We start from the raw sequence: 24,243 nt of genomic DNA, 5'->3' as shown, positions 1-24,243 counted from the left end.
TGCTCACTCTCCCCGGAGCAGGTCGAGGGTGGCCCGCTCGAGGCCGGCCTGGCGCTCGTCGGGCGAGTCGTACTCCTTGTCGGTGGCCTCGTGGATGGTCCGCCCGCCCTCGTAGGCCTCGATCACCCGCGGGTCGACGTAGGAGGACCGGGCGAGCGTGGGGGTGTTGCCGAGGAACGACGACACCTCCTTCATCGCACCGGAGACCGCCCGCTTCCGCGAGGCCGCGCTCTCCCCGTGCTCGGGGGTGGCGGCGAGGGCGGCGGCGGCCAGCACCGTCGCGTGCCAGGTGCGGAAGTCCTTGGCGGTGGCCTCGAGCCCGGTCGAGGCCCGGACGTACTCGTTGACGAGCGCGGGGAGGACGTCGCGCCAGGAGCGGCCCTCCTTGTACGACAGCAGCCGCCCCGGCCCGCCACGCCTGCGGCGCATCGACTCGATCGTCTCGATCACGATCGCGTCGTCGATCTCGATGCGGTGCTGGACGCCGGACTTCCCGACGAACGCGAAGACCAGCCGGTCCTGCCGGCGCCGCACGTGCCGGCGCTCGAGGGTGGTGAGCCCGAAGCTGCCGTTGGTGTCGGCGTAGACGTCGTTGCCGATCCGGAAGTAGCCGAGGTCGAGCAGCCGCACCGCGGCCGCGCACGCCCGCTCCAGCGGCATCCCCTCGCGACCCAGGTCGGCGACCACCAGCTCGCGGGCGCGGGTGAGCGCGGCGCCGAACTCCTCCATCCGCGCGAACTTCTCCGCGTCCCGCCGCTCGCGCCAGGCCTGGTGGTAGAGGTACTGCCGCCGGCCGGCGTCGTCGGTCCCGACCGCCTGCAGGTGGCCGTTGTCGTACGGCGTGACCCACACGTCCTTCCACGCCGGGGGGATCACCAGGTCGCGGATCCGCCCGACCGCCTCCTCGGGCAGCCGCTCGCCGTGCTGGTCGAGGTAGACCCAGCCCTTGCCGGCGCGCCGACGCGTCCAGCCGGGCTGGTCCGGCGACGTGCGGCGCAGACGGGGCATGCCGCGACGGTGTCCCGCCGGACCGAGGGGCAAACCGGCTCAGCGGGGCCGCATGGACCGGAGCAGCGCGACGAGCACCGCCACCGCGAGGAACCCGCCGATGAACCACGGCCACTCCGGGCGCTCGGCCTCCTGGACCTCGGTCAGGTCCACGCCCAGGCCGCCGCTCCCGTCCGGACGGGTGTCCGTGGCGTTCACGGTCGCGCGCAGGTCCGCCGGGAGCGGGACCTGCAGCACCGGCGCGCCGACACCCTCGCTGCTGACGTAGACCCGGCCGCGGCCGTCGACGGCGATCCCCTCGCCCTGCTGCTGGTCGGGCAGCTGCACCTCGCCGACCTGCTCCAGGTCGGGCCAGGTGTAGACCACCGCGCGGGCGTAGTCGCGCAGCACCAGGTGGCGGCCGTCGGGGAAGAACGCGCCGTCCGTCGCGATCGGCAGCCCGGCACCCACCGGCACCAGCTCGTTGTCGACGCCCTCGCGCAGCCGCTCGGGCGCCTCGAGCACCTCCGCGCCGAAGATCGTCTTGCTGACCACCACCAGCCGGCCGGTCCCCGGCTCGACCAGCAGCGACTCGGCGTCCTGCGGGCCCTCCGGGTGCACCAGCGTGTACGTCGCCACGTCGGTCGTCCCGGTGACGGACCGCTCCCCGCGGCCGACGGGGACCCGGGCCACCGTGACCGAGGACCGGGTGCCCGGGTTGTCGCCGATGTCGCCGACCCACACCGACCCGCCGCCGGCGGGCGCCACCGCCTCGACGTCGACCGGGTCGTCGGCCCACGTGGTCACCCCGACCGTGTCGCCGGTGGCGGGGTCGACCGTGAAGACCCGGCCGGTGTCGCCGGAGTCGTTGACGGTGACGAACAGCCCGTCGACGACGGCCAGCCCGCTGGACTCGACGATCTCGGGGTCGGTGAAGCGGAAGGCGACCTCCCCGTCGGCACCCGCGGGCGCGGACGCGGCGCCGAGCAGGAACGGCACGACGGCCAGCGCGGTCAGCGCCCGCTCCAGCGGCATCAGCCCGTCCCGGGCAGTCCGGGCAGTCCGAGCAGCTCGGCCAGCTTCGGCCGGATCGACCAGGTGGTGACGAGCTCGTCGTACTCCTTGCGCACCCCGCCGCCCTTGACCGGTGAACCCGTGCGCACGGCGCGGAGCATGGTGTTGCGCGGGGTGTGCTGGGACTCCACGAACTGCACGACGTCGACGCGGTAGCCCTGCATCCGCATAAGGGCGGCGCGCAGGCCGTCGGTGAGGGTGTCGGCGAGCCGTTCGCGGAGGATGCCGTGCCGGGTGAGCAGCGCGTAAGGCGCGGGGGTCGGGGACCGCCGCAGCTGCGCGGCGATGTCGTGGTGGCAGCAGGGCGCGGCGAGCACCAGCTGGGCGTCCCACTCCACCGCGCGGGCGAGCGCCTCGTCGGTGGCGGTGTCGCACGCGTGCAGCGCCAGCACCACCTCCGGGGCCGGGTCGAGCTCGGCGCCGGCGATCGAGCCGACGACGAACTCCGCGTGCACGCCGAGCTGCGCGGCGACCGCGCTGTTGTGCTCGCGCGACTGCTCCTTGACGTCGACGCCGGTGACCACGACCGGCAGCCCGCGCACCTCGGAGAGGTAGCGCTGCGCGGTGAAGGTCAGGTAGGCGTTGCCGCAGCCGAGGTCGACGACGCGCAGCGGCTCCTCGGCGGTCGGCCGGCGCAGGTGGCCCTTGTCCATCGCGTCGGTCACCGAGGAGTCGAGCAGCCGGAGGAACTCCTCGACCTGGCGCAGCTTGGCGTGCCGGCTGGGCTTGAGCCGGCCCTGCGCGTCGGCCAGTCCGAGCGCGCGGAAGACCGGGTCGTCCTCGGGCAGCAGCCGCTCCTTGTCGCGGTCGTGGCCGCGGTCGGGCTCGACGGCCTCCTCGCGGGCGGTGGTGTGCACGACCGCCTCGAGCTTCTTGGTGACCCGGACCTGGTGCGACTCGGTCGTGGTCTCGACGTGCCAGCTGGCGAACGGCTCGTCGAGCAGCTCGTCGACCGCGTCGCGGGCGGCGTCGCCGACGGCGTGGTTGGCGGTGTGGGCCTGCGTGGCGTCGTACGCCGTGACCTGGAGGTGGCGCCCGGCCTTGATGTCGACGTAGCGCAGCTCGACGCGGCGCCAGCGCGGCTGCTGGCCCTTCTGCTTGCCCGAGGCCACGGCCTTGACGAGCACCTCGGGGTCGAGCAGGTGGCCCCGCATCCGGGCCAGGACGCGCAGGAGCGGCTCGCTCACCGGTTCACCACGGCCGAAACGACGACGATGACCAGGAGGACCGCCAGCGCGACCGGGATGACGAGTCTGCGGTGGCGCGGGTTCACCCCTCGAGCCTACTGGCGAGCAGTTCGGCCAGGTGCAGCGCCGGGACGTCCGCGAGGTCGTCGAGCTGGATCTTGCACGACATCCCGTCGGCCAGCACGACCGCCTGCGGGTTGGCCCGCACGGCGGGGAGCAGGTGGGTCTCCGCCACCGCCACCGAGGTCTCGTAGTGGCCCTTCTCGACGCCGAAGTTGCCGGCCAGCCCGCAGCAGCCCGGCACCCGGGTGACGGTGGCGCCGGCCCGCTCCAGCAGCCGCTGGTCCGCGGCCCAGCCGAGCACCGCCGACTGGTGGCAGTGCGGCTGCGCGACGACCTCGACGCCGGTGAGGTCGGGCAGCGCGACCTCGAGCCGCTCGAGCAGCTCGGCGAAGGTCAGGACTCCCCCGGCCACCACGGCCGCCCGGGGGTCCTCGGTCAGCTCGGCCAGGTCGCTGCGCAGCGAGGCCAGGCAGGAGGGCTCGACGCCGAGCACAGGCACCCCGCTCTCGACGTACGGCGCGAGCGTGGCCGCCGTGCGCGCGGCGATGCGCCGGGCCTTGTCCAGCTGGCCGGTGGTGATCCAGGTCAGCCCGCAGCACGCAGACTCCGGGATCACGCGCACCCGCAGCCCGGTCGACACCAGGAAGCGGATGGCCGCCAGCCCGCTGCCGGGCTGGAAGTGGTCGGTGAAGGAGTCCGCCCACAGCCACACGTCCGGCGCCTCCGCGCCCGCGACCTGCCCGCTCTGCCGGCCCTGCTGCCGGCCCTGCTGCCGGCCCTGCTGCTGGGCCTGCTGCTGGGCCTGCTGCTGGGCCGCCTGCTTGCGCAGGGTGCGCTCGGCGAAGAGCGGGACCGAGCGCCGCTGGTCGATCCCGGCGGTCGCCTTCGCCACCCGGGCCAGCGTCCTGGACCGCATCATCTTGTTGACCGCCGGCGCCATCGGCGCGGCCAGCGCGGCCCACCTCGGCAGCCGGCCCAGGGTGTAGTGGGTCAGCGGCCGCCGGCGGCCGGAGTAGGTCTGGTGCAGCGTCTCGGACTTGTAGGTCGCCATGTCGATGCCGGTCGGGCAGTCCGAGGCGCACCCCTTGCACGACAGGCACAGGTCGAGCGCCTCGTGGACCGCGGGGTCCTTCAGGCCGCCCACCAGCGAGCCGTCGAGGGCCTCCTGCAGCACCCGGGCGCGGCCGCGGGTGGAGTCCTTCTCGTTGCGCGTGGCCAGGTAGGAGGGGCACATCACGCCCGCGCCGGGCAGGGAGGGCACCACGCACTTCCCGACGCCGGTGCAGCGGTGCACCGCGTCACCCATCGAGCCCTCGTCGTGGAGGAACCGCAGCGCGGTGCGCACCCGCGCCCGCGGCTGCTCGGGGCGCAGGTGGGCGTCCAGGGGGTCGGGGTCGACCAGCACGCCGGGGTTGAGGATCCCGTCGGGGTCGCAGATCGCCTTGACCGCGCCGAAGAGCCGCAGCGACGCCTCGTCGTACATCAGCGGCAGCAGCTCCGAGCGCGCCCGGCCGTCGCCGTGCTCGCCCGACAGCGAGCCGCCGTAGTGCGCCAGCCGCGTCGCGCTCGCGACCAGGAACTCCCGGAACCGCGAGTCCCCGCCACCGCCGGGAGTGAAGGGGAAGTCGATGCGGACGTGCACGCAGCCGTCGCCGAAGTGGCCGTAGGGCACCCCGTCCAGGTCGTGCTCGCGCAGGAGCTCGTCGAAGTCGCGCAGCCAGGCACCCAGGTGCTCCGGCGGCACGGCGGCGTCCTCCCACCCCGCGTGCGCCGGCCGCGCCAGCGAGCGCGCCGCCAGCCCGGCGCCGTCCTCGCGGATCCGCCACAGCGCCGCGGCCTCGGCCGCGGACTCCACGACCCGCGACTCCAGGGCACCGGCGACCGCCACGACCGGCGCCAGCAGGCCCGGGTCGCTGACCTCCACGAAGAGCCACCCGGCGCCACGCGGCAGGTCGGGCACCGCTCCGCCGCGGGCGCGCACCAGGTCGACGATGCGGGCGTCCAGGCCCTCGCACGCCACGAGGCCGCCGCGCTCGACGCCCACCGAGGCGTCCACGGGCCGGCCCGAGGCGGCCAGGATCGCCGGCACCGCGTCCGCGGCGTCGACCATCGAGGGGTAGCCGAGCACCACCAGCTGTCGCGGGGTCTCCTCGACCAGCCGGACCGTGGCCTCGCGGACCACCGCCAGGGTGCCCTCGGAGCCCGCCAGGAACCGGTCGACCGAGCGGCGCTCGGGCAGCAGGTGCTCCAGGGAGTAGCCGCTGACCTGGCGGGAGAACCGGCCGAACGTCGTGCGGACGTGCCCCAGGTGCTCCTCGGCCAAGGCAGCCAGCCGGGCCGGTACGTCGTCGGCGGCCGTGCCCCAGACCGGGTCGATCGCCACCACGTTGTCGGAGGTCCGGCCGTAGCCCAGCGCGCGGGAGCCGCAGGCGTTGTTGCCGATCATCCCGCCGATCGTGCAGCGGGTGTGCGTCGAGGGGTCCGGCCCGAACCGCAGCCCGTGCGGCGCGGCCGCCTTCTGCAGCACCTGGTGCACCACGCCCGGCTGCACCCGGGCCGTGCGCGCCTCGGGGTCGACCTCGAGCACCCGGTCCAGGTGCTTCACGGTGTCCACGACCAGCCCGCGGCCCACCGCGTTGCCGGCGATCGAGGTGCCCGCGCCGCGCATCGTCAGCGGCACCCGCAGCGCCCGCGCCACGTCGACCACCGCCGTCAGCTCGTCGGCGTCGCGCGGGCGGACCACCGCCTGCGGCACCACCCGGTACAACGAGGCGTCAGAGGAGTACAGCGCCCGGGTCAGCGTCGAGTCGTCCGCGTCGGTCACGCCGCGCCGACGCAGCTCGGCGAGCAGGTCGGCGCTGGTCACGGTGCCGGTCTCGGGGCCGGTCTCGGGGCCGGCGGGAGCGGGGTCGGTCACGGTCACGTGTCGGTCCTCGGGCGGTAGCGGGTGCGCAGCGACCAGGCCGTCCAGCCGGTCACGAAGGTCAGGTAGCAGGCGAGGCCGGCGAGGAAGAGGGGCCCGAGGGCCGGGTCGTCCGACCGGGCCGCGCCGGTCGTGGCGGCCACGACCACCACGAGCAGCAGCATGGTCGCGGCGGCGATGGCGTAGAGGTCCGTGCGCATCATCGACCGCACCCGGCGCTCCCGTGCGGGCGTGGCGATCCACCAGGCCTTGTGCGGGACGTTGAGGTGGACCACCGGGACCATGTCGACGAGGGCGGCGCCGCCCCCCAGCAGGAGGGCGAGCAGCCCGCCGCCGAGGCCCATCGTCACCAGCGCCTCGGTGCGGCTCCCCCACCGGTCCGGCTCGCCCGAGCCGCCGAAGTGGAGCGGCACCTCGGCGGGCAGCAGGAGACCCGCGGACACCAGGGCGAGGAGGAAGCAGACGACGGAGCCGGCGAAGGTGAGGCGAGCGGTCACCAGTGCTCCATCGACCCGCGGAAGACCGACGCGAGGTCCTCGCCGGTCACCTCCCGCGGAGCGGTCGCCAGCAGGCGCTGCTGCTTGAGGGCGCCGTCGACGAGCGGCTCGACGTCGCCGTCGCCGTACCCGACCTCGGCCAGGCCGTTGGGGATGCCGATGTCGCGCATCAGCCGGGTCAGCACCCCGGGCAGGACGTCGGGGCCCGCGCCGAGGTCGGTGTCGGGCTCGAGCAGGCTCGCGGCACGCAGGTGGCGCCCGGGGTCGGCCGCGAAGGTGAAGCGGAACGCCTCCGGCGCGGTCAGGGACACCGCCATGCCGTGCGGCACGATCGGCTCGTCGGCCGGGTAGCCCTCGGGGCGGAAGTCACGGACGCGGCCGGCGATCGGGTAGGCGTTGGCGTGCGGGATGTGCACGCCGGCGTTGCCGAAGCCCAGGCCGGCGAAGGTCGCGGCGAGCGCCATCTGCTCGCGCGAGACGGTGTCGGAGCCGTCGCGGACCGCCGTGCGGAAGGCGCCGGCCAGCAGCGACAGCGCCTTCTCCGACCACATGTCCGCGACCGGGTTCGCACCGCAGTACGGCACCCGCTGCTCGGGCTGCTTGGCGTCGAAGTCGGCGTACCAGCGCGCCGTGTAGCTCTCCAGTGCGTGGCACAGGATGTCCATGCCGGACGCGGCGGTCACCATCGCGGGCTGGGTCATCGTCAGCGCGGGGTCGACCACGGCCAGCCGGGGCCGGAGCGCGGGGTGGCTGATCCCCGTCTTCACGTGCAGCGCGAGCACGTCGAGCACGCAGATGGTGGTGCTCTCCGAGCCGGTGCCGGTGGTGGTCGGCACGGCGACGAGCGGGAGCAGCGGCTCGGTGGGGGCCAGCGCCTTCCCGACGGGGGCGTTGACGTAGTCCATGAGCTCACCGGGGTTGGTGGTGAGCAGGTTGACCGCCTTGGCCGTGTCGATCGCCGAGCCGCCGCCGACCGCGACCACGGCGTCGAAGGGACCGGCGTCGCGGGCGAACTCGATCGCCTCGACCAGGGAGGTGTCGGTCGGCTCGACGCGGGCGCGGTCGTACGTCGTGACCTCGAGGCCGCGGGCCGCGAGCTGCTCGGCGATGCGCGCCGGGTGGCCGGTGGCGGCGACGCCCGGGTCGGTGACCAGCAGGACCCGCTGCGCGCCGTACGAGCGCAGGTCGTGGCCGATCTCGTCGGAGGCGCCGGTACCGAACTTCAGCGCCGGTGCTGCGTAGGTGAAGACGGTCTCGGACACGCCCTCAATCTAACCCTCGGGCATCCTCGAAACTCCGCGGTCCCACGGATGCGGACCTACGATGACGCCCGGGAGAGGGGGGCTCCGTGGTCCGTCCTGCGCGTCGGGTGCTGCGTTGGCTGGTGCCGGCGGTCGTGCTGCTGCTCGTCGGCGCCGCCGCCGTGGCGGTGGCCCTGCGAGGCGACCCCGCCGACGACCCGGCCGGCGGCGCGGCCCACGTGCGTGTCGACGGCGACCAGCTGGTCGACTCCCGCACGGGTGCGACGTTCACGCCCCGCGGGGTCAGCTGGAGCAGCTTCGAGTACGCCTGCGCCCAGGGCTGGGGCTACTCCGCGCTCGACTCGCTCCTCGGCGGCGACCCCTACACCGGTGAGGCCGAGGCGATCGCGCGCTGGGGCGCGAACACCGTGCGCCTGCCCCTCAACCAGGACTGCTGGCTGGGCACCCGCGGCGCCCCGGTGAGCGACGAGCACGACGAGCGCAGCCCGCAGGGCTACCGCGCCGAGGTGCGCCGCTTCGTCGACGCCCTGCACCGCGCCGGGCTGGTGGTGGTGCTCGACCTGCACAGCCGCAAGCGGCTGACCGCCCCGGAGTTCGGCAACCTCGCGATGCCCGACCCCGAGTCCCTCGCCTTCTGGACCTCGGTGGCCACGGCGTACCGCGACGACCCCTCCGTGATGTTCGACGCGTTCAACGAGCCGTACAGCCGCTACGACGGCGCCGACCGGCTGGTCTTCGAGCTGACCTGGCCGTGCTGGCGCGACGGCGGCTGCGGCGCACCGGTCGAGGACGACCGGACGGCGACCGACGGGCGGGTGACGTTCCCCGTGCAGGGCATGGCCCGGGTGGTCTCCACCATCCGCGACGCCGGCGCGGAGCAGCCGGTGCTGCTGGGCGGGCTGGACTACGCCAACGACCTCGAGCACTGGCTGGAGTTCGCGCCCGACGACGACCAGCTCGTCGCGTCCTTCCACGCCTACGACTTCAAGGCCTGCGCCGACCGCGCCTGCTGGGACCGGGTGCTGGCCCCGCTGGCCGACAGCGTCCCGGTCATCACCGGCGAGCTCGGCGCCGAGGACCCCCTCGACGGCTTCGTCGAGGACTACCTGGCCTGGGCGGCCGACCACGGCATCGGCTCGTTGTTCTGGGTGTGGGCCGACCACGCCGGCGACCCGATGTCGCTGCTCGCCGAGGCCCCGGCGGAGCCGACCGAGTGGGGTCGGCTCGCGGCGCGGCTGATGGGCGGCAGCGCCGCCGTGCCCTCCGCGCCGGCGTCCCCGGCGTCCCCGGCGTCCCCGGCCGGGTAGCAACCGACCCGCCCGCGCGTGCCGTCTTGAGGAAAAACGGAGGAAGGGCCCGCATCGGTCCAGTCCGCTCGGCCGTGAAACGCAAGAGGTCCTCAAAGAAGCCCCTGACCAGGGCTTTCCGTCCCGCCGGCCCCTCCGCGACCTCCTAGGGTCGCGTGCTGACAGCTCGGGAGCGGTCCCCTCGTCGGGGCCGTCGCCGCAGCAGCACAGGGGGGATCCACATGTCGGTGCAGAGGTCTGCGCCCAAGCCGGGGGGCACGTCGGTCGGAGCGGCCGGGGTGGGCCTCGTCGTGACGCTGCTCGTCTTCGTCGTCGTCTTCGTGACCTTCCTCGTCGCGCCGCTCGTCGCCCTGCTCCTGGCCTTCCTCGTCTACACCGTGATGCGGCCCCGCTCCGGGCGCACCCCGGCCGCCCCGGCCCTCACCGCCGGTGCCGACGCCGGGGCGCAGCCGCCGGCAGCGCACGGCTTCGGGGCCGGCGCCCGATGACGACCACCGCGGAGGGAGCGCCCCGCGCCGCGACCCCGGCCGGCACCGTCGTGCCCCGCCTGGCGCAGGGCACCGACCCGGCCGTTCGGGCACTGGTCCCAGAGGGCGTCTGCCGGACCTTCCGGGTGCTGCCGTACGCCGTCTCCGAGGGCACCGTGCTCGTCGCCGCGGCCGACCCGGGCGACCCGATCGTCGCCGAGGTCGTCGCCGAGCAGGTCGCCGGCCGCACCGACCGGCCCGTGCGGCTGGTCAAGCACACCGTCAACGAGGTCACCGCCGCCATCGACGCGGCCCACCCGTCGCTCCCCGCCGACGTGGAGACCCCCGAGGGCCGCCGCGCACGCCTCCAGCTGGCCCAGATGCTCACCCGCAGCGGGCTGGTCACCACCGACCAGCTGCGTGTGGCCATGCTCGAGCACGCCCGCACCGGCGACCCCCTCGGCGACATCCTGGTCGCCCACGAGGCGGTCCCCGAGGACGTCCTCGTCGCGGCGCTCTCGGAGATCCACCAGATGCAGCGCGTGGGGCTGGTCGACGTCGAGCCCGACCTCGAGCTGGCCCGCCGCGTCCCCGAGCCGGTCGCGCAGCGGCTGCGGGTCCTCCCCGTCGCCGAGGCCGACGGCACGGTGCTCCTCGCCGTCGCCCGGCCGCTCGACGCCGAGGCGACCGCCGAGGTCGAGCGCGCGCTCGGCCTGCCGGTCCGCCCGCTGCTCGCCAACCGCACCGACCTCGACCAGCTCCTCCAGCGGGTGCACGCCGCCCACTACGCCGACGTGGCGACCACCGGCCTGATGGAGGCCCGCCCGGAGTCCTCCGCGCACGTCGTCATCTCCGGGACCCAGAAGGCCGTACTGGTCATGGCGCTCGCCGCCACGGTCATCTGCCTGGCGATCTGGCCGACGGCGACGCTGATCGGTCTGGTCGGGCTCTGCAGCGCGATCTACCTGGTCGTCTCGGTCTACAAGTTCCGGCTGACCCTCCGCGCGCTCGGGACCCACCTGGAGACCGACGTGAGCGAGGAGGAGGTCGCGGCCCTCGACGAGCGGCGGCTGCCGGTCTACACGATCCTGGTCCCGCTCTACAAGGAGGCCGGCATCGTGCCGCGGCTGGTCCGCGACATCAACGCCCTGGACTACCCGCGCACCCGGCTCGACGTGAAGCTGCTGTGCGAGGAGGACGACACCGAGACCGTCGAGAAGATCCGCTCGATGGCGCTCCCGCCGCACTTCAGCATGGTCGTCGTCCCCGACAGCCAGCCCAAGACCAAGCCGAAGGCGTGCAACTACGGCCTCCAGCTCGCGACCGGGACGTACTGCGTCATCTTCGACGCCGAGGACCGGCCCGACCCCGACCAGCTGAAGAAGGCGATCATCGCCTTCGACCGGGTCGACCCGAACGTCGTGTGCATCCAGGCCAAGCTCAACCACTTCAACCAGGACCAGAACCTGCTGACCGCCTGGTTCGCCAACGAGTACTCCATGCACTTCGAGCTCGTGCTGCCAGCGATGGGCGCCTCGGAGTCGCCGATCCCGCTCGGCGGGACCTCCAACCACTTCCGCACCTCGGTGCTGCGCGAGCTCGGCGCCTGGGACCCCTTCAACGTCACCGAGGACGCCGACCTCGGCATCCGGCTGCACCGCGAGGGCTACCGCACCGCGATGATCGACTCCACCACGCTGGAGGAGGCCAACTCGGTCGTCCCGAACTGGATCCGCCAGCGCAGCCGCTGGAACAAGGGCTACTTCCAGACCTGGCTGGTGCACATGCGCAACCCCGCGGCGCTGCTGGCGCAGACCGGCGTCCGGGGCTTCGCGAGCTTCAACCTGACGATGGGCAGCGCGTTCGTGCTGCTGATGAACCCGGTCTTCTGGGCCCTCACCACGCTCTACGTCCTGACCCAGTGGGGCTTCATCCAGCAGCTGTTCCCCGGGATCGTCTTCTACGCCGCGAGCGCGATGCTCTTCGTCGGCAACTTCATCTTCGTCTACCTCAACGTCGCCGGCTCGCTCCAGCGCGGGGAGTTCGGCATCACCCGGACCGCGCTGCTGTCGCCGCTCTACTGGGGGCTGATGAGCTGGGCCGCCTGGAAGGGCTTCATCCAGCTGTTCACGAACCCCTTCTACTGGGAGAAGACCGAGCACGGCCTCGACGAGGCGCACGGATGAGCGCGACGACCCAGGCCCCGGTTCCCGGCCCGCCGCCGGTCCCGGGCACGCCGCCGAGGGTGCTCAGCAACCGCGAGCGGCTGGCCGGTGTCGTCCAGGCCGTCGGCCGCCGGCCCGCCGACGTACCGCGCCGGCGCTGGGAGAGCCTGCTCGTCCTGGGGCTGTCCACCCTCGCCTACGGCTGGTTCGGCTACTGGCTGGTCGTGGAGAAGCACGTCGTCGGCTTCGAGACCCTCGACCGGCTCAACCGGGCCCTCATGGTGTGGCACAACGACCCGACCAAGCTCTCCGCGCTCGGCTTCGACTACCCGCCGCTGGCCACCCTGCTGCTCACGCCGCTCACCGTGCTCAGCGGGCCGGCCCGCTCGCTGGTCGTCGTCCCGCTCGCCTCGGCGGTCTTCGCCGGCCTGACCCTGATGACGCTCAACACCATGATGCGCCGCGCGCAGGTGCTCGCGCCGCTGCGCGTCGCGGTGCTGCTCGCGCTCGGCGCGAACCCGCTGGTCGTGCTGTACGCCGCGGGCGGGGCCCGCCACTTCATCTGGATCTCGTTCGTCGTGGTCGCGCTCGGCGCGCTCTTCGCGTGGTACGTCACCGCCGACATCCGGTTCGTCATGATCGCCGGGCTGGCCTACTCGGTCGCCGCCCTCGCCGGCTACTCCAGCCTGCTGTGGTTCGTGCTCTCGCTGCTGATGGTCGCCGCCGTGCTGGCCCGCCTCGGCGCGGACGGCACCGAGGTCGAGGGCACCGCGGTCGGCTTCGCCGCGCCCACCGTCTACGTCATCGCGCTGTGGACGGCGTTCAACGCGCTGCTGCTGATGGACCCCTTCAGCTGGATCACCGACAGCAGCGACGTCTCCTCCTCCGGCGGCCTGCCGTCGTTCAGCCTGGTCGAGCTCGCGGCCGCGACCGGCCGGCTGGTGCTGCACGGCGCGCCGCTGGCGATCGTCGTGCTCCCCGTCCTGGTCTTCGCCGGCGTCGCCCGCCGCAACACCTTCGCGCTGTGGCTGGGCATCATGCTCGCCGCGGCCGTGCTCACCCCCGCCCTGGCCGTCGCGCTGCGGCTGACCGACTCCCCGCTGCTGATGCGCAACGCGCTGCCGATCCTGCTGCTGTCGGTGATCGGGGCGATCTGGCTGGCCCGCTCGGCCGGCGAGGGCAGCACGCTGGTCAGCGCGGTGCTCGTGGTCGGCCTGCTGGCGAGCATCCCGTGGACGTTCCAGGCGATGAAGACCTACGAGTACCAGAACCTCGAGTCGACGTTCGCCGCGGCCGTCTCCACCGGCGAGTCCCAGGAGGGTGCGCGGACCCTCGACGGCTCGACGGTCGGGATCATGTCCGAGGAGGCGATGGCCGGCTGGATCCGCGACAACGTCTCGCGGCGCAGCTCGATCCTCACCGACAACGCCCAGACCTACGGCGTCATGCTGCTGACCGGCCGACCGGACCTCTTCTTCGACCGCGTCGACGCCTCCGACGGGCCCTGGCTCGCCGCCGCCAAGGACCCCGCCCGCCACGTCGACTTCATGCTGCTCAGCACCGGCGCGGGCGAGGACCTGCTCAGCCAGCTCTACCCCGAGGCCGCCGACGGCTCCGACGCGCTGCTGACCGTCGCCTACACGACCCCGCGCTACACGCTGGTCGCCGTGCCGTCCGGCTTCGAGCGCGGCGAGGAGTCCCTCACCGACGACCCCGCCGCCCGGTCCACCACCGAGTCCACCACCGGCTCCACCACCAGGGAGCCCGTCGACGTGCCGGAGGTGACCCCGTGACCGCCGGCGACCTGCCCATCGCTCCCCCGCCCTCGCTCGACGACATCCTGTCCGCCGGCGGCCCGCGCGGCCGCGGCGGGGAGCGCATCGGTGCCGTCGACTTCAGCCACCTCCTCGCCCCCGAGCCCGAGCGGGAGCTGGAGCCCGAGCCCGAGCCGGAGCCCGAGCCCGAGCCCGAGCCCGAGCCGGACCCAGAGCCGGACCCAGAGCCCGAGCCGGTGGAGGAGCCGCCGAGCGAGGCGGTCACCCTCGTCCACCCGCCGATCGACCCGCCCGCCGCGGACCCGCTCGAGGACGGCCGCCACCTCAGCGCCTCCGTCGCGGAGGTCGCGGCCCAGGCCCTCGCCCGGATCCGCGCGACCGAGGAGGCGGGCCGGCTGCACGTGGCCGCGATGGAGGCCGAGGCCGCCCGCCGGTGCGAGCAGCTGATGGCGCAGGCCGAGCTCGACGCCGAGCTGGTCCGGCTGCACGCCCGCCGCGAGGCGCACGCGATCCTCGCCGCCGCCCGCGCCCGGGCCGGGGTGGCCGACCCCGCGGCCGACGACGGCCGCCGGTTGGCGCAGGTCGGCGACGCCCTCGACCGGTTCGCCCGGCTGGCCGACCCCTACGCCAGGACCGGCACGCCGTCCGGGCACCCCGCCGACCTGCCCCCGATGCGATGAGCCGCCAGATGCGCACCCGCCCCACGCCCCGACGTACCCGCGCGGCGCTCGTCCTGGTCGCCGCGGCCGCGCTCCTGCTCGCCGGCTGCGGCGGCGAGGACGACGCCGGCTCCGGCCGCACCCCGGACGCCGCCGACGTCACTATCGACCCCCACGCCTCCGACGGTGGGCTCGAGCCCGGCGAGCAGGTGTACTTCGCGCCCGACTCGCCCTGGAACACCCGTGTCGACGGCGCCCCGGTCGACCCCAGGTCGGAGCGGATGATGGACCTCGCCACCCTGCGCGTCGGCGTCCGGGAGACCGGCGACCGCGTCGTCACCCAGCCGCGCCGGATCGAGGACCCGGTCTACATCAACACCGAGGCGTGGACCACGCCCGTCGTCGCGGGCGGCGAGCCGACCGACGTCGTGTGCCGCCAGGCCCGGTGCGGGGACGGGGACGACACCCTCGTGCTGGACATCCCCGCCGACATCGACCCCGACCCCCGGTACGACGGGTGGTTCACGATCTTCGACACGGCCGAGTCCGTGGCCTACGACCTGTGGCGCGCCCGCCGCGAGGACGACGGCTCGATCTCCTACCACTTCATGCGCGAGTGGGACCTCGACGGCCCCGGCTACAGCGAGCCGCAGGTCGTGGGGGCCCGCGGCTCCGGGCTGCCGCTGTTCGCGGGCCTGATCCGGCCCGGGGAGCTGCAGGCCGGGGAGATCGACCACGCGCTGGCGATCAGCGTGCCCGGCCCGGCCGAGGGCTCGTTCGTGCAGCCGGCCTCCTCCACCGACGGCAACGGCTCCGCCGAGTCGCTGCCGGAGGGCGCGCGGATCCGGCTCAAGGCCGACGTCGTGCCCGCGACGCCGGTCGACCCCGACAGCGGCGAGCCGATCCGGCTCAGCGCCCAGCAGCAGCGGCTGGCCGACGCGATCATCGTCGCGCTGCGCACCTACGGCGCGATCGTGGTCGACCGCGCGCAGGTGCCCACGCTCTACGCCCAGCGCGACGTCACCGCCGACCTGATCTCGGGCAACGAGCTGCAGGGGCTCTTCCTCGACGACTTCGAGGTCGTGGAGCTGCCCGACCGCCGCTACCAGTACCCGCCGGAGCGCGACTCCGACCCCAGCGGCCTGCTCCCCTCCCCCGCACCGACCGACACCGGAGGGCTCTGAGATGCGCGCACCCCACACCCGGGCCGTGCTCCCGGCGGTCCTGCTGGCCGCCGCGGTGCTCCTCGCCGGCTGCTCCGACGACGGCGGGGAGCAGGCGACCGCGGTCGTCGCGCGGCAGCAGGCCGCGCAGGTCGAGGCCGAGACCAGCGAGCAGGAGGCCATCGAACGGCGCAACGCCGCCCTCCCCGGTCGGCCCGCCGGAGTCGTCCAGCTCGACGGCACGCCCGGGGGCTCCCTCACGCCGGCCGCCAGCGACGCGTTCCGCGACACGGGCACGTCGGTCACGGTCGAGGCGGGGGACAACGGCGAGGAGGTGGCCTTCCAGGAGCTGTGCGCCGGCGAGATCGACCTGGTCGACTCCGCCCGGCCGATCAGCCGCGCCGAGTGGGACGTCTGCCGCAGCGTCGGCCTCGACGTCGTCCAGCTCCAGATCGCGGCGGACGCGGTGGTCGTGGCGATCAAGTCCGAGTCCGACGTCGGCGGCGACTGCCTGACCACCGAGCAGGTCCGCGACATCTACCGCGCCGGCTCGCCGATCACCAGCTGGGAGCAGGTCGGCCTCGACGACGTCCCGCTGGTCGTCGGGGGGCCCGACGCCGACAACAACGCGTTCAGCTTCTTCGGCCGCAACGTCCTGGACGCACCGCAGCCCGGGATGACCAACCTGCGCTCGGACTACCAGGCCTCGGAGTCCGACCAGGGGTCGCGGTTCTTCGTCGTCGGCGACGACGAGGACGAGCGGCTGGCGCGCGAGTACGCCGACCGCGCCCGGGTCCGCGACGCGGCACGCAGCTCGCTGGTCACCCGGCAGCAGGTGCTCGACGACGCCCAGGACGAGGTCGAGGCCGCCTGGCGGGAGCGGGCGAAGGGGATCGCCGACCGGCGCAGCCCGGCCGACCAGGAGCGGGACCGGCAGCGCGTGCGCGACGCCGTCGCCGCCCGCGACGACGCGCGCGCCGACCGGGACGAGGTGCGTGCCACGTGGGCGCGCGTCCGCGACCGGTTCGTGCAGGCCCGCGACGCACGGCGCCGCGACGAGCAGGTGCGCGGGCACGTGGCGTACTTCCGGTTCAGCTACTACGAGCTGTTCGAGGACCAGCTGCGTCCCTTCGAGATCACCACGCCCGCGGGCGAGCGCAACTGCATCTTCCCCAGCCAGCGCACGATCACCAGTGGGGAGTACCCGCTCGCGCGCCAGCTGCTGATCACGACCACCACCCGCTCCCTCCAGCGCCGCGAGGTCCGGGCCTTCCTCGAGAGCTACCTCGGTGACGCCGACCGGCTCGCCGAGGACACCCAGCTGGTCCCGCTGCCCGAGGCCGCAGTCCGCACCCAGCTGTCCTGGCTCACCGGCGACGCGCAGCCGGTGCTGGTGAGCCCCGGCGAGGAGGCGGCCCTCGAGCCGACCGCCGGGCCGGCCCCGGCGGAGAACCCGGCACGGTGACCCGGCTGCGCGCGCTCGCCGGCGTCCTCGCCGTCCTGGTCGTGGCGGCGGCGGTCGGCGTCTGCGGGACCACCGCGCCCGCGTCGTACGCCGCCGGCCCCGGCAGGGGCACCGGTGCCGAGGACCTGCGCGTCCAGCGGGTCACCGTCGCGTGGAACGGCACCGCGAGGAAGAAGGTCTTCACCCGGACCGCGGTCGTCCCCGGCATCGGCACGCTCACGCTGGTGTGCCGGCCCGACGCCACGCTCGTCCGGCTGCGGGCCAACGACCGGAGCGCCGAGACGCAGATGTGGATGGCCAAGCACGAGACGAAGAACGACCGCGCCGTGGTCGCGGTGAAGACCGCACGCGTCTACCGGTACGCCACGGCCGCCGACGACGGTCGCGGGGGCACCGGGGCGTACGCCGGGGAGGGCCTCAACCAGCGCGCGTCCATCGAGAACTACTCCTCGGGGCACCTGGACGGTGTCATCAGCCAGCGCCCGGGCCGGCACCGCCCGGCCGACGGCGTCTCCCCGAAGCCGGTGACGTCGTTCGAGGTGAACTGGTGGTGGACCGGTTTCGAGCACCCGATGAGCTGGCGCTCGTGCCGGATCGACGCCGTCCTCCGCACCCGCCTCGACCAGCGGATCGGGGTCAGCTGGCACGGCGCCGCCGACGCCGCGCGCGGCTCCTCCCAGGTGACCTCCGTCCCCGGCCTCGGCGACCTGCACCTGCGCTGCGACGCCGGCAGCGGGGGCCCCGGCGAGCCGGACGGCGAGCGGTCGATCGCCCTGGTGCCGCGCTCGCCCGACGCCCACGTCCACGTCGAGCAGGTGCAGGGCGAGGGGCTGGTCGAGGACCACGTCGAGGAGCTGGACCTGCCCCTCGACCCCGAGACGGGGATGCTCGGCCCGCTGCCGCTCCCCCGCAACGGCATGCTCCGGCTGTTCTTCACCGTCGACGGCGTCCAGCGCGGCTACGTCGTCTCCAGCTACGTCGTGGTCAACGACGAGGTCCGTCCCGAGCTCAACGTGTGCGAGGTCGCGGCCGCCCAGCTGTGAGCGGTCGGTGCGACTCCCAGGGTCACCGGGGACGTCGCACCGCCTCCAGCGCCGCCCCCACCAGCGGGTGCACCGGCACCGAGCCGTCCTCGACCGCGGCGACCGGGACCCAGGCGACGGCGTCGGAGGTGCCGGCGACCTCGGCGACGGGCTCCAGGCCGGCCGCCTCGTCGGCGACCGTGGCGGCGAAGACCAGCTGGATGCCGTGGAAGTCCTCGTCGCGGCCGTTGGGCGCCGTCCCGCGGATCGACTCGTCGGCGACGTGCAGCACCCGGCCGACCTCCACCGCCAGGCCGGTCTCCTCGACGACCTCGCGGGCGGCCGCGGCGACCGGCGTCTCGCCGTGCTCCACGCCGCCGCCGGGAAGGGTCCACAGGCCGGTGTGGAAGCCGCTCGCCGAGACCCTGCTCAGCAGCACGGCCGCGTCGCCGTCCGCCACCGCGCCCCGCACCACCAGCGCGTACGCCGCGGTGCGCTGCAGCCGCGTGGGCCGGTGCACCCGCAGCGCCTCCGCCACCAGCGGCGTCACCGGCACGCGACCGGCCGCCACGTCGGCCACCGGCCACCAGCGCGCGTCCGCGGTCGTGCCGCCCACCTCGAGCACCCGCGGGGCCGGCGCGTCGACCGGGACGTGCCCGTCGTACACCAGGCGCACGGAGTGCACGTCGAGCCGCCGCCCGTTCCACCACGCGTTCGGCCGCCGGCCGGTCTGCACGCGCGCGGTCTCGCCGACCGTCACGTCCAGGCCGGTCTCCTCGCGCACCTCGCGGACCACCGCCGCGCGCGGGTCCTCGCCGTGGTCGACCCCGCCGCCGGGCAGCGTCCACGCCTCCTGCCGGCTGACCCGCGGCGCCAGCCGGGTGAGCAGCACCTCGCCGTCGCGCAGCACGACGGCGTACGCGGCCAGCCGCTGCAGCCGGCGGCGCTCCCTGCGCTCAGCCACGTCCCGCTCCCGCCCGCACCCTCAGGCCTCCGGGTCAGGAGAACGGCGGGCGGGCGTCGAGGGCGATCGAGCGACGGCCCGCCCAGCGCCACACGCGTGCGGCGCGGTCGCGGTCCTCGTCGGTGACCAGGTTGCCCATCCAGCGCAGGGCGAGGGTCATCAGCCAGTCCGAGCGCATGCCGGCCGGGCCCAGGGCCGGCAGCAGTCGCGGCACGGTGACCAGCCCCGCCAGTCGCCGGGCGATCGAGAACGCCTCGCCGTAGTGCTCGCGCAGCAGCACGGGCCAGACGGTAGCGAGGTCGCGGTGCTCGGCCATCACCTCGGCGACGAGCCGGCCGGTCTCCAGGCCGTAGTCGATCCCCTCCCCGTTCAGCGGGTTGACGCAGCCGGCCGCGTCGCCGATCAGCGCCCAGTTCGGGCCGGCGACACCCGAGACCGCGCCGCCCATCGGCAGCAGCGCGGAGGTCTTGGCCCGCAGCTCGCCGCTGAGCCCGAAGTCCTCCCGGCGCTGCTCGGCGTAGAAGTCCATCAGCGGCTTGATCGCGACGTTCGCGGGCCGCTTCGCGGTGGCGAGCGTCCCGACGCCCAGGTTCACCTCGCCGGTCCCCAGCGGGAAGATCCAGCCGTACCCGCTCAGCACCGACCCCTCGGCGTCGCGCAGCTCGAGGTGGGAGGAGATCCAGGGGTCGTCGCTGGAGTCCGAGGCGACGTAGGAGCGCCCGGCCACGCCGTACACCGTCTCCCGGTGCCACTCCCGGCCCAGCAGCTTCCCGAGCGGGGAGCGCACGCCGTCGGCGACGACCAGCCGGTCGCACGCGACCTCGAACCGCTCGCCCGCGCGCTCCAGGACCACCGCGGCCACCCGCTCGCCGTCGCGTCGTACGTCGACCGCCCGCGCGCCGTCGACCGCCAGCGCTCCGGCCTTGGTCGCGGTGGTGCGCAGGTGGTCGTCGAGCTCGGTGCGGGCAACCGCGGAGCCCCAGTCGGGCAGCGTTCCTCCGGGCCACGGCAGGAGCAGCGTCCGGCCGAACCCGTGGGCGCGCAGGCCCTGGTTGACCGTGTGGGCCCGCAGCCAGTCCTCCAGGCCGAGCCTCGAGAGCTCGCCGATCGCCCGGGGCGTCAGGCCGTCGCCGCACGTCTTGTCCCGCGGGAACGTCGCCGCGTCGACGAGCAGCACGTCGGCGCCGCCCTTCGCCGCCCAGGCGGCCGCGGCGGACCCGGCCGGGCCGGCGCCGACCACGAGGACGTCGGTGCGGGTCGGTGTCGTGCTCACCCCCCGATTCTCGCAGGCACGCGGTGAGGGAGCGGCAACGCCCGCCCACGCAGTGCGTGGGCGGGCGTCGTGGCGCTTCCCCGGTGACCCGGGCTACCGGTCGGTCAGGACTGGTAGGAACCGAAGTCGAAGTCGTCGAGGGCCACGGCCTGGCCCCCGTTGGCTCCGAACTCGTAGTCGTAGGAGTCGTAACCGGTGACGGAGTACGCCGCGGCGCGGGCCTCCTCGGTGGGCTCCACCCGGATGTTGCGGTACCGCTCGAGGCCGGTACCAGCCGGGATCAGCTTGCCGATGATCACGTTCTCCTTCAGACCGCGCAGGGAGTCCGAGCGGCCGTGGATCGCTGCGTCGGTGAGGACGCGGGTGGTCTCCTGGAAGGAGGCCGCCGAGAGCCACGACTCGGTCGCCAGCGAGGCCTTGGTGATGCCCATGAGGACCGGGCGACCCGAGGCCGGCTTGCCGCCCTCGGAGACCACGCGACGGTTCTCCTCCTCGAAGATCACGCGGTCGACGAGGTCGGACGGCAGCAGGTTCGTGTCGCCGGACTCGATGACCGTGACCCGGCGCAGCATCTGCCGGACGATGATCTCGATGTGCTTGTCGTGGATCGCCACGCCCTGCGAGCGGTACACGTTCTGCACCTCGTCCACCAGGTGCTCCTGGGCCTTCCGGACACCCAGGATCCGCAGGACGTCCTGCGGGTCGGGGGTACCGGAGGTCAGGTGGTGACCGACCTCGATGTGGTCGCCGTCGGCCACGTTGAGGCGCGAGCGCTTCGACACGGCGTACTCCTGGACCTCGGAGCCGTCGTCGGGGGTGACCAGGACCTTGCGGGCCTTGTCGGTCTCCTCGATCTCGACCCGACCGGCCGCCTCGGCGATCGGCGTGCGGCCCTTGGGCGAGCGGGCCTCGAAGAGCTCGACCACGCGGGGCAGACCCTGCGTGATGTCGTCCGCGGAGGCCACACCACCGGTGTGGAAGGTACGCATGGTCAGCTGCGTGCCGGGCTCACCGATCGACTGGGCGGCGATGATGCCGACCGCCTCACCGATGTCGACGAGCTTGCCGGTGGCCAGCGAGCGGCCGTAGCACTTGGCGCAGGTGCCGGTGCGGGCGTCGCAGGTCAGCACGGAGCGGACCTTGACCTCCTCGATGCCGGCGGCCACGAGCTCGGCGATCTTGACGTCGCCGAGGTCGCCGCCCGCCTCGACCAGCACCTCGCCGGTCTCGGGGTGGGTGACCTCGACGGCCGCCGAGCGGGCGTACGCCGCGGTCTCGGAGTTCTCCGCCTTGACCACGGTGCCGTCCTCGCGGCGCTCACCGATCCGCTTGGGCAGGCCGCGCTCGGTGCCGCAGTCGTCCTCGCGGATGATGACGTCCTGGGAGACGTCCACCAGACGACGGGTCAGGTAGCCCGAGTCGGCGGTCCGCAGCGCGGTGTCCGCCAGACCCTTGCGGGCACCGTGCGTCGCGATGAAGTACTCCAGGACGGTCAGGCCCTCGCGGAAGTTCGACTTGATCGGGCGCGGGATGATCTCGCCCTTCGGGTTCGCCACGAGGCCACGCATCGCCGCGACCTGCCGGATCTGGTTCATGTTTCCGGAGGCACCCGAGTCGACCATCATGTAGATCGGGTTGGCGCGGTCGAAGTTCTTCTCCATCGCCTTGCCGACCTCGTTGGAGGCCTCGGTCCAGATCTCGATGAGCTCCTGGCGACGCTCCTCGTCGGTGACCAGACCACGCTCGAACTGCTTCTGGACCTTCGCCGCCTGCGCCTCGTAGGAGGAGAGGATCTCCTTCTTGTCGGCCGGGGTGACGACGTCCTCGATCGAGACGGTGACACCGGAGAAGGTGGCCCAGCGGAAGCCGGTGTCCTTCAGGGCGTCCAGCGACGCGGCGACCTCGACCTTGGTGTAGCGCTCGGCCAGGTCGTTGACGATCGCGCCGAGCTGCTTCTTGCCCACCTCGTAGTTCACGAACGGGTAGTCGGCGGGGAGGGTGTCGTTGAAGAGCACCCGGCCCAGCGTGGTCTCCAGCGTGAACGCCTTGCCGTCCTCGAAGCCCTCGGGGAGGGCGCCGGCCGGCGGCAAGGCGTCGTCGAGGCGCACCTTGATCCTGGACTGCACCGAGATCTCGCCGCGGTCCAGGGCCATGATCGCCTCGGCCGGGGACGAGAAGGCACGACCCTCGCCGGGCTCGCCGTCACGGTCGGTGGTGAGGAAGAACAGGCCGATGATCATGTCCTGGGTCGGCATGGTCACGGGGCGACCGTCCGAGGGCTTCAGGATGTTGTTCGTCGACAGCATCAGGATCCGCGCCTCGGCCTGGGCCTCGGCGGACAGCGGCAGGTGCACCGCCATCTGGTCACCGTCGAAGTCGGCGTTGAACGCCGAGCAGACGAGCGGGTGGATCTGGATGGCCTTGCCCTCGATCAGCTGCGGCTCGAAGGCCTGGATGCCGAGGCGGTGCAGCGTGGGCGCACGGTTGAGCAGCACCGGGTGCTCGGTGATGACCTCTTCCAGGACGTCCCACACGACCGGGCGCGCGCGCTCGACCATCCGCTTGGCGGACTTGATGTTCTGCGCGTGCGACAGGTCGACGAGCCGCTTCATGACGAACGGCTTGAAGAGCTCCAGGGCCATCTGCTTGGGCAGACCGCACTGGTGCAGCTTCAGCTGCGGACCCGACACGATGACCGAGCGGCCCGAGTAGTCCACGCGCTTGCCGAGCAGGTTCTGGCGGAAACGACCCTGCTTGCCCTTGAGCATGTCCGAGAGCGACTTCAGCGGCCGGTTGCCCGGGCCGGTGACCGGACGACCACGACGGCCGTTGTCGAACAGCGAGTCGACGGCCTCCTGGAGCATCCGCTTCTCGTTGTTGACGATGATCTCGGGCGCGCCGAGGTCGAGCAGCCGCTTGAGGCGGTTGTTGCGGTTGATGACGCGGCGGTACAGGTCGTTGAGGTCGGAGGTCGCGAAGCGGCCACCGTCGAGCTGCACCATCGGGCGCAGGTCCGGCGGGATGACCGGGACGGCGTCGAGGACCATGCCCTGCGGCTTGTTGCCGGTCTTGCGGAACGCGTCGACGACCTTGAGCCGCTTGAGCGCCCGGACCTTCTTCTGGCCCTTGCCGTTCGCGATCGTGTCGCGCAGCGACTCGACCTCGGCGGCGATGTCGAAGGACTCGAGGCGCTTCTGGATCGCCGTGGCGCCCATGTGGCCCTCGAAGTACTTGCCGAACCAGTTCTTCATCTCGCGGTAGAGCATCTCGTCGCCCATCAGGTCCTGGACCTTGAGCGACTTGAAGGTGCTCCACACCTCGTCGAGGCGGTCGATCTCGCGCTGCGCACGGTCGCGCAGCTGCTTCATCTCCCGCTCGGCGCCGTCCTTGACCTTGCGGCGCTGGTCGGCCTTGGCACCCTCGGCCTCGAGGGCAGCGAGGTCCTCCTCGAGCTTCTTGGCGCGGTCCTCGATGGAGGTGTCGCGACGCTTCTCGAGGCGCTCGCGCTCGAGCTGCACCTTGCCCTCGAGCGAGGACAGGTCGCGGTGACGCGCGTCCTCGTCCACGGAGGTGATCATGTACGCCGCGAAGTAGATGACCTTCTCGAGGTCCTTCGGCGCCAGGTCGAGCAGGTAGCCCAGCCGGCTCGGGACACCCTTGAAGTACCAGATGTGGGTCACCGGAGCGGCGAGCTCGATGTGGCCCATGCGCTCGCGGCGCACCTTGGAGCGGGTCACCTCGACGCCGCAGCGCTCGCAGATGATGCCCTTGAAGCGCACGCGCTTGTACTTGCCGCAGTAGCACTCCCAGTCCCGGGTGGGACCGAAGATCTTCTCGCAGAAGAGGCCGTCACGCTCGGGCTTGAGCGTGCGGTAGTTGATGGTCTCCGGCTTCTTGACCTCGCCGTGGCTCCACGTGCGGATGTCGTCCGCGGTGGCCAGGCCGATCTGGAGCTGGTCGAAGAAGTTCACATCGAGCACGATGGCTGTT

The 24,243-nt window shown here is 73.5% G+C and carries 17 protein-coding genes; 8 read left to right on the top strand and 9 right to left on the bottom strand.

From position 1 onward, the window contains the following. Window positions 1-3: 3 nt before the first annotated feature. From OSR43_RS03480 to OSR43_RS03455, 6 genes are all read right to left on the bottom strand, one after another. The gene (locus tag OSR43_RS03480) at window positions 4-1,008 is read right to left on the bottom strand and encodes a DNA topoisomerase IB (RefSeq protein WP_302269638.1); all 1,005 of its coding nucleotides are present in this window, start codon (window positions 1,006-1,008) and stop codon (window positions 4-6) included. Between the two features lie 39 nt (window positions 1,009-1,047). Continuing rightward, window positions 1,048-2,022 (bottom strand): hypothetical protein, encoded by a 975-nt coding sequence (locus OSR43_RS03475; protein ID WP_302269637.1) that lies wholly within the window; start codon window positions 2,020-2,022, stop codon window positions 1,048-1,050. Continuing rightward, window positions 2,022-3,248 (bottom strand): SAM-dependent methyltransferase, encoded by a 1,227-nt coding sequence (locus OSR43_RS03470; RefSeq protein WP_302269636.1) that lies wholly within the window; start codon window positions 3,246-3,248, stop codon window positions 2,022-2,024. The genes OSR43_RS03475 and OSR43_RS03470 overlap by 1 nt, the downstream gene beginning before the upstream one ends. A gap of 82 nt (window positions 3,249-3,330) precedes the next feature. Further along, a complete protein-coding gene (locus OSR43_RS03465) occupies window positions 3,331-6,234 on the bottom strand; it encodes an FAD-binding and (Fe-S)-binding domain-containing protein (RefSeq protein WP_367891512.1) in 2,904 nt (967 codons plus the stop codon). Further along, window positions 6,231-6,731, bottom strand: a complete 501-nt coding sequence (locus tag OSR43_RS03460; RefSeq protein WP_302269635.1) for a DUF1648 domain-containing protein — start codon at window positions 6,729-6,731, stop codon at window positions 6,231-6,233. The genes OSR43_RS03465 and OSR43_RS03460 overlap by 4 nt, the downstream gene beginning before the upstream one ends. After that, the gene (locus OSR43_RS03455) at window positions 6,728-7,993 is read right to left on the bottom strand and encodes a hydroxyacid-oxoacid transhydrogenase (RefSeq protein ID WP_302269634.1); all 1,266 of its coding nucleotides are present in this window, start codon (window positions 7,991-7,993) and stop codon (window positions 6,728-6,730) included. Before OSR43_RS03455 ends, OSR43_RS03460 begins: the two co-directional genes overlap by 4 nt. Window positions 7,994-8,079: 86 nt before the next feature. Between OSR43_RS03455 and OSR43_RS03450 the strand changes: the two genes are divergently transcribed. The 8 genes from OSR43_RS03450 to OSR43_RS03415 all read left to right on the top strand — a co-directional run bounded on the left by OSR43_RS03450 (window position 8,080) and on the right by OSR43_RS03415 (window position 18,037). Then, window positions 8,080-9,300, top strand: a complete 1,221-nt coding sequence (locus OSR43_RS03450) for a glycoside hydrolase family 5 protein (RefSeq protein ID WP_302269633.1) — start codon at window positions 8,080-8,082, stop codon at window positions 9,298-9,300. A gap of 221 nt (window positions 9,301-9,521) precedes the next feature. Further along, the gene (locus OSR43_RS03445) at window positions 9,522-9,788 is read left to right on the top strand and encodes a hypothetical protein (RefSeq protein ID WP_302269632.1); all 267 of its coding nucleotides are present in this window, start codon (window positions 9,522-9,524) and stop codon (window positions 9,786-9,788) included. Continuing rightward, window positions 9,785-11,953, top strand: coding sequence for a glycosyltransferase (locus tag OSR43_RS03440; RefSeq protein ID WP_302269631.1), 2,169 nt, complete (start codon window positions 9,785-9,787; stop codon window positions 11,951-11,953). Before OSR43_RS03445 ends, OSR43_RS03440 begins: the two co-directional genes overlap by 4 nt. Further along, on the top strand, window positions 11,950-13,725 hold the full coding sequence (locus tag OSR43_RS03435) for a hypothetical protein (protein WP_302269630.1): 1,776 nt from the start codon (window positions 11,950-11,952) through the stop codon (window positions 13,723-13,725). Before OSR43_RS03440 ends, OSR43_RS03435 begins: the two co-directional genes overlap by 4 nt. Further along, window positions 13,722-14,387, top strand: coding sequence for a hypothetical protein (locus OSR43_RS03430; RefSeq protein ID WP_302269629.1), 666 nt, complete (start codon window positions 13,722-13,724; stop codon window positions 14,385-14,387). Before OSR43_RS03435 ends, OSR43_RS03430 begins: the two co-directional genes overlap by 4 nt. A gap of 8 nt (window positions 14,388-14,395) precedes the next feature. Continuing rightward, complete coding sequence (locus OSR43_RS03425; protein WP_302269628.1) at window positions 14,396-15,550, top strand: hypothetical protein; 1,155 nt, start codon at window positions 14,396-14,398, stop codon at window positions 15,548-15,550. A 1-nt stretch (window position 15,551) separates the two neighbouring features. After that, a complete protein-coding gene (locus tag OSR43_RS03420) occupies window positions 15,552-16,994 on the top strand; it encodes a substrate-binding domain-containing protein (RefSeq protein WP_302269627.1) in 1,443 nt (480 codons plus the stop codon). After that, on the top strand, window positions 16,991-18,037 hold the full coding sequence (locus OSR43_RS03415) for a hypothetical protein (protein ID WP_302269626.1): 1,047 nt from the start codon (window positions 16,991-16,993) through the stop codon (window positions 18,035-18,037). Before OSR43_RS03420 ends, OSR43_RS03415 begins: the two co-directional genes overlap by 4 nt. 22 nt (window positions 18,038-18,059) lie before the next feature. Here the strand turns inward: OSR43_RS03415 and OSR43_RS03410 are convergent, their stop codons facing one another. The 3 genes from OSR43_RS03410 to OSR43_RS03400 form a co-directional block, all read right to left on the bottom strand. After that, window positions 18,060-18,980 (bottom strand): NUDIX domain-containing protein, encoded by a 921-nt coding sequence (locus OSR43_RS03410; protein ID WP_302269624.1) that lies wholly within the window; start codon window positions 18,978-18,980, stop codon window positions 18,060-18,062. A 34-nt stretch (window positions 18,981-19,014) separates the two neighbouring features. After that, window positions 19,015-20,253: a geranylgeranyl reductase family protein gene (locus OSR43_RS03405; RefSeq protein WP_302269623.1), complete on the bottom strand. Its 1,239-nt coding sequence runs from the start codon at window positions 20,251-20,253 to the stop codon at window positions 19,015-19,017. A gap of 104 nt (window positions 20,254-20,357) precedes the next feature. Further along, window positions 20,358-24,233, bottom strand: coding sequence for a DNA-directed RNA polymerase subunit beta' (locus OSR43_RS03400; RefSeq protein WP_302269622.1), 3,876 nt, complete (start codon window positions 24,231-24,233; stop codon window positions 20,358-20,360). Window positions 24,234-24,243: the final 10 nt, after the last annotated feature.

The organism is Nocardioides sp. Arc9.136, assembly GCF_030506255.1.
Classification (GTDB): Bacteria; Actinomycetota; Actinomycetes; order Propionibacteriales; family Nocardioidaceae; genus Nocardioides.
The sequence above is the reverse complement of the archived record's forward strand: the minus strand, read 5'-3'. Positions and strand labels throughout refer to the sequence as shown.